The sequence below is a fragment of the Streptomyces phyllanthi genome, assembly GCF_009377205.1.
Classification (GTDB): Bacteria; Actinomycetota; Actinomycetes; order Streptomycetales; family Streptomycetaceae; genus Streptomyces; species Streptomyces phyllanthi.
The window spans coordinates 1-6,655 of record NZ_VJZE01000484.1; the positions used below are offsets into that span (position 1 = coordinate 1).

6 protein-coding genes and 1 pseudogene are annotated in these 6,655 nt (G+C 72.1%); 5 read left to right on the forward strand and 2 right to left on the reverse strand.

What is annotated here, in order from left to right:
* Positions 1 to 614, forward strand: a pseudogene (locus tag FNH04_RS38745) (hypothetical protein); the annotation flags it as partial.
* Positions 615 to 659: 45 nt separating this feature from the next.
* Here the strand turns inward: FNH04_RS38745 and FNH04_RS38750 are convergent.
* A complete protein-coding gene (locus FNH04_RS38750; protein ID WP_152790635.1) occupies positions 660 to 1,073 on the reverse strand; it encodes an organic hydroperoxide resistance protein in 414 nt (137 codons plus the stop codon).
* A 130-nt stretch (positions 1,074 to 1,203) separates the two neighbouring features.
* Between FNH04_RS38750 and FNH04_RS38755 the strand changes: the two genes are divergently transcribed.
* From FNH04_RS38755 to FNH04_RS38770, 4 genes are all read left to right on the forward strand, one after another.
* Positions 1,204 to 1,686, forward strand: coding sequence for a MarR family winged helix-turn-helix transcriptional regulator (locus FNH04_RS38755; protein WP_152790637.1), 483 nt, complete (start codon positions 1,204 to 1,206; stop codon positions 1,684 to 1,686).
* Between the two features lie 413 nt (positions 1,687 to 2,099).
* The gene (locus tag FNH04_RS38760; RefSeq protein ID WP_152790639.1) at positions 2,100 to 3,692 is read left to right on the forward strand and encodes a glycosyltransferase family 2 protein; all 1,593 of its coding nucleotides are present in this window, start codon (positions 2,100 to 2,102) and stop codon (positions 3,690 to 3,692) included.
* Between the two features lie 194 nt (positions 3,693 to 3,886).
* Positions 3,887 to 4,867, forward strand: coding sequence for a UDP-glucose 4-epimerase GalE (gene galE, locus FNH04_RS38765; protein WP_152790641.1), 981 nt, complete (start codon positions 3,887 to 3,889; stop codon positions 4,865 to 4,867).
* 12 nt (positions 4,868 to 4,879) lie between these two features.
* Positions 4,880 to 5,836, forward strand: a complete 957-nt coding sequence (locus tag FNH04_RS38770) for an ADP-ribosylglycohydrolase family protein (RefSeq protein ID WP_152790643.1) — start codon at positions 4,880 to 4,882, stop codon at positions 5,834 to 5,836.
* 38 nt (positions 5,837 to 5,874) lie between these two features.
* Here FNH04_RS38770 and FNH04_RS38775 read toward each other — a convergent pair whose 3' ends face one another.
* The gene (locus FNH04_RS38775; RefSeq protein ID WP_152790645.1) at positions 5,875 to 6,510 is read right to left on the reverse strand and encodes a TetR/AcrR family transcriptional regulator; all 636 of its coding nucleotides are present in this window, start codon (positions 6,508 to 6,510) and stop codon (positions 5,875 to 5,877) included.
* Positions 6,511 to 6,655: the final 145 nt, after the last annotated feature.

Consider the following 6,655-nt stretch of genomic DNA (forward strand, 5'->3'; position numbering starts at 1 on the left):
ATCCGCTGGTGCTGATGTTCGCGCTGGACTGCCTGGTGGTGGCGTACGGCTGGATCAGCGGCCAGTACACGTACGGCAGGATCCTGGGGCTCACGGCGGTGCCGCCGCACTTCGCCCTGGCGGTGGAGCTGGCGGCGCCCCGGCCGTGGGGGTGGGCGAGACGGTTGCTGGGCGCGGCGGCGGCCGCCGGGGCGTGCGTGGGGTTCCTCACCGCGCAGGCGGGGGCGGTCGTGCCGCGCTCGCTGGACCCGGTGGGCTTCGAGCAGCCGCCGCGCTGGCCTTCGTACGGCTGGGCGGCACGGCACATCGGGCCCGGCGAGGTGGTGATCGCCGACGGGTACGAGGCGACCCACGCCATCGCCGGATACGGGCCGAACCTCGCCGCACCCCTCTGGCCCGACCCCGCCCTCGACGAGCGGGAGCGGGCACGGCGCCTCGCCGATGTCCGTGCCTACCTGGACCCGGCGTCGACCCGCGCCGCCCGCTCTGCCGTCGCCGAGCGGTACGACGTGCGCTGGCTGCTGCTGACGCGGTGGCGGAAGGTGCCGGAGGAGGCGGTGGTGGTGGACTGGAGCCGGCGGACGGGTGAGGTGCTGGCGAGGCTCGGCCGCTGAAGCGTCTCTGGAACTCTTACTCGACTACCGACTACCGACTACCGACTACTCGATGACGAGCTCGACCGGGACGTTGCCGCGGGTGGCGTTGGAGTAGGGGCAGACCTGGTGGGCCTGCTCGACCAGCTTGCGGCCGGTGGACTCGTCCACGGAGTCGGGCAGCTCGACGCGCAGCGTCACCTTGAGGGCGAAGCCCTCGCCCTGCTTGCCTATGCCGACCTCGGCGGTCACCGCGGCGTCGCTGACGTCGACCTTCGCCTGGCGGCCGACGAGGCCGAGGGCGCTGCCGAAGCAGGCGGCGTAACCGGCGGCGAAGAGCTGTTCCGGGTTCGTGCCCTGGCCGTTGCCGCCCAGCTCCACCGGCATGCCGAGGGCGAGGTCCAGCTTGCCGTCGGAGGTGACGGCGCGGCCCTCGCGACCGTGGGTGGCGGTGGCGACAGCGGTGTAGAGCGCGTCCATGGAAAACCATCCCTCTCGAAGTTCACGTCGTTCGCGTCGGGCGGCCGGTCCCGGCCGCCGTCAGGACATGAGTACATCACACAATTCAATTGTGCACAACTCAATGGCGCGCAGAAGGTACCCTGGAACCATGACTCCGACCCCCGCCGTCGACCCGGCCGACCTGCTCCGCCTCGACAAGCAGATCTGCTTCTCGCTGCACGCGGCCACGCGCGCCTTCAACGGCGTCTACCGGGTGCTCCTCAAGGACCTCGGCCTCACCTATCCGCAGTACCTCGTGATGATGGTGCTGTGGGAGCACGGCGAGCTGCCCGTGAAGAGGCTGGGCGAGCATCTGCGCCTCGACTCCGGGACGCTGTCGCCGCTGCTGAAGCGCCTTGAGGCGGCCGGCCTGGTACGGCGCGAGCGCAGCACCCGCGACGAGCGGTCGGTGGAGGTGCGGCTGACCGAGGAGGGCCAGGCGCTGCACGAGCGGGCCCTGGAGGTGCCGCGCCGGATCGCGACCGTGACCGGGTTCGACCTGGACGAGCTCCGCGACCTGCGCTCCCGCCTGGACCGGCTGACGACCGCACTCGACGAGGCGGCACTGGAGGAGACGCCGGGCTGCCGATAGGAAGCACGCCGGCACCTCACCCCACGGGCGCCACATGATCCTGTTTGCACCATTAGTGACATCTTCATGGCGATGATCGGCGTATTGTCGCATTTATAACACCGGTGCGGTTTACGATCCCCGCCTGATGAGATCCCGCACCCGCCTCCGGACTCCGCCCCGGCCCCGCCGTCGACCCCGGCTCGACCGCCGCCGCCGGTTCGACCGCCGGTTCCCCTTGCCCGCACGAGCTCCGGCGGGGTGCGGCCGCACGCCCCCGGACAGGGCGCGGAGGACATCCCGGATCCGGCGGCCCGGAAACCAACCGCATCAAGCGGAACCCGGCTTCCGCTCCCACCATCTTCCCCATGAGAGCCCAAGTGCCCCATAACGGGAAATTATGAGTGATACCTACTATTCCGACTCGTGGAGCCATGCACCCTCACCACTCGCAGGTCAGCATCGTCGTCATCGGCTACGACGACGCCGCCCACGTGGCGGACGCGGTCGGCTCGGCGCTCGCGCAGGGCCCGGCCGTCCGTGAGGTGATCGCGGTCGACGACTGCTCGACGGACGGCAGTGGGCAGCTGCTGGAGCTGCTGGCCGCCGGTGAGTCGCGTCTGCGGGTGATCCGCCGCCCGGTCAACAGCGGCGGCTGCGGCACCCCGCGCAACGCCGGCATCGAGGCCGCGGCGGCCCCGTACGTGATGTTCCTGGACAGCGACGACGTGCTGCCCCCTGGTGCCGTGAACGCGTTACTCGGCGCGGCACTCGCACACGACGCCCAGGTCACCGCGGGTCTGTGCGTGCGTCGGGAGCTGCCGTCCGGGCGCGAGACCCCGTGGCAGCCCGAGCTGTACACGGAGCCGGCCGTACTGGCCCGCCCGTCCCTGCGCCCCCGCCTCGTCCACGACACGCTCTGCGTCAACAAGCTCTACCGCGCCGACTTCCTGCGCGAGCACGGGATCCGCTTCCCGGAAGGGAGGTTTCCCTACGAGGACTTCGTGTTCACCGCGCGCGTGCTGGCCGCCGCCCCGCGTACGGCACTCGTTCCGGACCCTGTTTACGTCTGGCACGTACGCCGTTCCGCGTCCCGGCTGTCCATCTCGCTCGACCGCACGGGCGTCGAGAACTGGCGGGCGCGAACCGAGGCCCACCGGCTCTCGTACGACATCCTCCTCGCCGCCGGCGAGAAGCAGCTGGCGCGGGCCGCGCGCGCGAGGTTCCTCGACCACTCGCTGCGGATGTACGCGCGCGAGCTCGACCAGCGCGGCGACGGGTACCGGCGCGAGTGGTGGACGCTCACCCGCGAGTACCTGGCGACGTTCGACGCGGCGGACTTCGCGCTGGCGCCCGCACCGGGGCGCGTCCTGGCGCGCGTGATCCTCGCCTGCGCCGAACCGCGCGACCTGTCCCGCCTCAAGGAGCTCGCCGCCCGTCCGGCCCGGCTGAACCCGCCGTACGCCCGTGCCGCCGACGGCACCCCGGTGTGGTCGGCGGACCTGCCCGGAGTGGAACTGGACCACCTCCTCGAACGCCCCATGCGTCTGCTGCCCGTCGCCGTGGACGCCGAACTGCGCCCCCGCGCGCGGGGCACTCGGCTCCGGCTGCGCCTGCACGAGCTGTACGGACGGATGGAGGAGGCCGGGCCGGAGGCGGTGGACGTGGAGTTCACGCACCGGGACGGCGGCCGGGTGGGACTCGCCCGTACGGCCGCTCTCACGGCCGAACCGGAGTTCGACGACTGGTCCGCCGAGGTGCCGCTGGATCTCGGCGCGTTGGGCTCGGGCACCTGGGACCTGCGGCTGCGACTGTGCTTCCAGGACGGCACGAGCCGGGAGACCACCGCCCATGCCCTCGCCGGGCCCGGACTGCTGCGGCGCACCGCCGTACCGAGCGTGCGCCACGGGCTTCTCCTCGTGCAGCCGTACGCGACCCATGCGGGAGCGCTGGCGCTGCGGCTCGCGCCCGGATGGCGGGGACTGACCGGCGTCGTCCGCAGACGCCTCAAGCGCCTGTTCCACTGACGACTGCTCAACTTACGCCCGTTCACTGACGACCGCTTTCTGACGCACGTTCACTGACGACTGCTCACTCATGACTGCTCACTGACGACTGCTCGCTGACGGCTGCTCCACTGACGCCTGCTTCACTTGAAGACGCGCCCTCGCGGCAACGCACACGCCACAGCTGACCCCCGATTCACGAGGAGACGGCCTCCATGACCTGGCTGATCACCGGCGGCGCCGGCTACATCGGAGCACACGTGGTCCGCGCGATGCGCGAGGCGGACGAAGAGGTCGTGGTCTACGACGACCTGTCCACCGGGATCGCCGGGCGGGTGCCCGAGGGGGTGCCGCTGGTCGAGGGATCCACCCTGGACGGCGAGCTGCTGTCCCGCACCCTGACCGGGCACGGCATCACGGGCGTGGTCCACCTGGCGGCGAAGAAGCAGGTCGGCGAGTCGGTCGACCGGCCGCTGCACTACTACCGGGAGAACGTGGAGGGCCTGCGGGTCCTGCTCTCCGCCGTCACGGAGGCACAGGTCCCGTCCTTCGTCTTCTCCTCCTCGGCGGCCGTGTACGGGATGCCGGATGTGGACCTGGTGACGGAGAGGACACCGTGCGTGCCGATGAGCCCGTACGGCGAGACCAAGCTCGCGGGCGAGTGGCTGGTACGGGCCACGGGCCGGGCAACCGGCCAGTCCACGGCGTGCCTCCGCTACTTCAACGTGGCGGGCGCGGCCGCACCCGAACTGGCGGACGTCGGCGTCTTCAACCTCGTCCCCATGGTCTTCGAGAAGCTCACCGACGCAGCGGCGCCGCGGATCTTCGGTGACGACTACCCGACGCCCGACGGCACGTGCGTCCGGGACTACATCCACGTGGTGGACCTGGCGGAGGCCCACGTGGCGGCGGCCCGGCGGCTCAAAGCCTCGCCGGGTACGGACCTGACCCTCAACATCGGGCGCGGGGAAGGCGTTTCGGTCCGCGAGATGATCGACCGGATCAACGCGCTCACCGGGTACGACCGGCACCCGGTGGTGACGGAGAGGCGAGCGGGCGACCCGGCACGGGTCGTCGCATCGGCCGACCGCATCGCGACGGAACTGGGCTGGAAGGCCCGCCACGACATCGACGACATGATCTCCTCGGCCTGGGAGGGCTGGCTGCGACGGCACCCCGAAGCGACCGCGTCCTGACCGGTGACCGCCATGTCCACCTCCACGGACCAGCGCGCACGGCGCGCCGTCGGTGCCGTCCTCGGCTCCGCCGTCGGTGACGCGCTGGGCGCTCCCTTCGAGTTCGGGCCCGAAGGGGCGTTCTCGGCGCGGTTCCCGACGGCCGGGTACGGCGGTGAGATGTGCGGGGGCGGCGGCTGGGACCGGGGTGAGGCCACCGACGACACACAGATGGCCGTACTGGTCGGGGAGTCACTGCTGGAGCACGGCGGCCTCCACCTCCCCGATATCTTCGGGCGGTTCCGGCGCTGGGCGGCCGCCGACCCCAAGGACATCGGCCTCCAGACCGAGGACGTCCTGACCAACGGCGAACCCTGGGACCTGGCCGCCGCCCTCCACTTCCAGGTCAACCAGCGGGCCGCGGGCAACGGAGCGCTGATGCGGGCTGCCACCTCGGCGGTGTACTTCGCACCGCACGGCACCGGAGCCACCATGGACGCGGCCCGCCGTATCGCCGCGCTCACCCACGGAGACCGGGCCGCGTGGGAGGGAACGGCCGTCTTCCACGAGCTGGTACGGGTCGCCCTGGCCGGCGGGGACCCGCTCACCGCCCTCCCCGGGATCCTCGACACGGTCCACCCCGGCCACCGCCCCCGGTACGCCGTCGTCCTCGCCCCCGACTGGCACCCCGACCGGGCGACGGAGTTCAACGGTGCCGTCTGGCCCTGTCTCGGCTCCGCCGTCTGGGCCCTGCGGACCACCGGCTCGTACGAGGCAGCCGTCCGCGCCGCCGTGGACCTCGGCGGCGACACGGACACCGTCGCCGCCGTGACCGGAGGCCTCGCGGGGGCCGTGTACGGGGCCGGTGACATCCCCGAACGGTGGGTCGAGCCACTGCACGTACCGTTGCCGGGGTGGCGGGGGCGGGTGCTGCGCGCCGCGGAACTCACGGACCTGGCCGAAAAGCTGGCCGGCGCTCGGGCCGGCTGACCAGCCCACCTCTCTCCCCCCAGGCCCCGGAGCACCCCCTACAGCGCCCGCAGCGCCGCCGTGGTGGCCCGGGCCAGGCTCGCGAGGTACTCCTTCGGCGACTTCGGCCCCCGTACGACCACCGCGCGCCAGTACAGCGGGCCGGAGACCAGGTCGAGCGCCAGGTCCTCGTCGACGCCCTCCCGTACCTCCCCGCGGGCGACGGCGGCCGCGACGATACCGCTCGCCACGCTCTGCTGCCCCTCCCGCAGGGCCTTCTGCATGGCCTCGGCGATCTCCGGGTTGCGGGCGGCCTCGGCCTGGAGGTCGGGGATGATCTGGCCGGCCACGGGGTGGCGCAGGGCGCGGGACGTGACCTCGTACAGCAGCCGGAGGTCACCCTCCAGCGAACCCGTGTCCGGCATCGGCAGGCCCTGGATCGCCACCGCGGAGACCAGGTCCAGGACCAGGTGGAGCTTCGAGCGCCAGCGGCGGTACACCGCGGTCTTCCCGACGCCCGCGCGGCGCGCGATGCCCTCGATGGACATGCGCCCGTAGCCGACGGCCGCGAGTTCCTCGAAGACCGCGGCCCGGATGGCCTCGGTCACGTCCTCGCGCAGCACGGCCGCCCCGGCGGGGGCCCTGCGGCGGGGCCGTGACGGCTGCGCTTCGGGGGCGTCGGCGTTCGAAGTCATGCGGACAGCATAAGGGCGTTACGACGAAACGGTTGCGTTCCGACGTCGTTTCGACCTACGCTCACGTTACGACGATACGGTCCCGTCCCGACGTTGGCGCGAGGACCGAGAACCGAGAACCCCACCACTCCCACCACCCCCACCG

Bases quoted from the DNA above. Each gene is read 5' to 3' on its own strand.
- FNH04_RS38750 (WP_152790635.1), bottom strand. From the start codon at position 1,073: ATGGACGCGCTCTACACCGCTGTCGCCACCGCCACCCACGGTCGCGAG.
- galE (WP_152790641.1), top strand. From the start codon at position 3,887: ATGACCTGGCTGATCACCGGCGGCGCCGGCTACATCGGAGCACACGTG.
- FNH04_RS38755 (WP_152790637.1), top strand. From the start codon at position 1,204: ATGACTCCGACCCCCGCCGTCGACCCGGCCGACCTGCTCCGCCTCGAC.
- FNH04_RS38770 (WP_152790643.1), top strand. From the start codon at position 4,880: ATGTCCACCTCCACGGACCAGCGCGCACGGCGCGCCGTCGGTGCCGTC.
- FNH04_RS38775 (WP_152790645.1), bottom strand. From the start codon at position 6,510: ATGACTTCGAACGCCGACGCCCCCGAAGCGCAGCCGTCACGGCCCCGC.
- FNH04_RS38760 (WP_152790639.1), top strand. From the start codon at position 2,100: ATGCACCCTCACCACTCGCAGGTCAGCATCGTCGTCATCGGCTACGAC.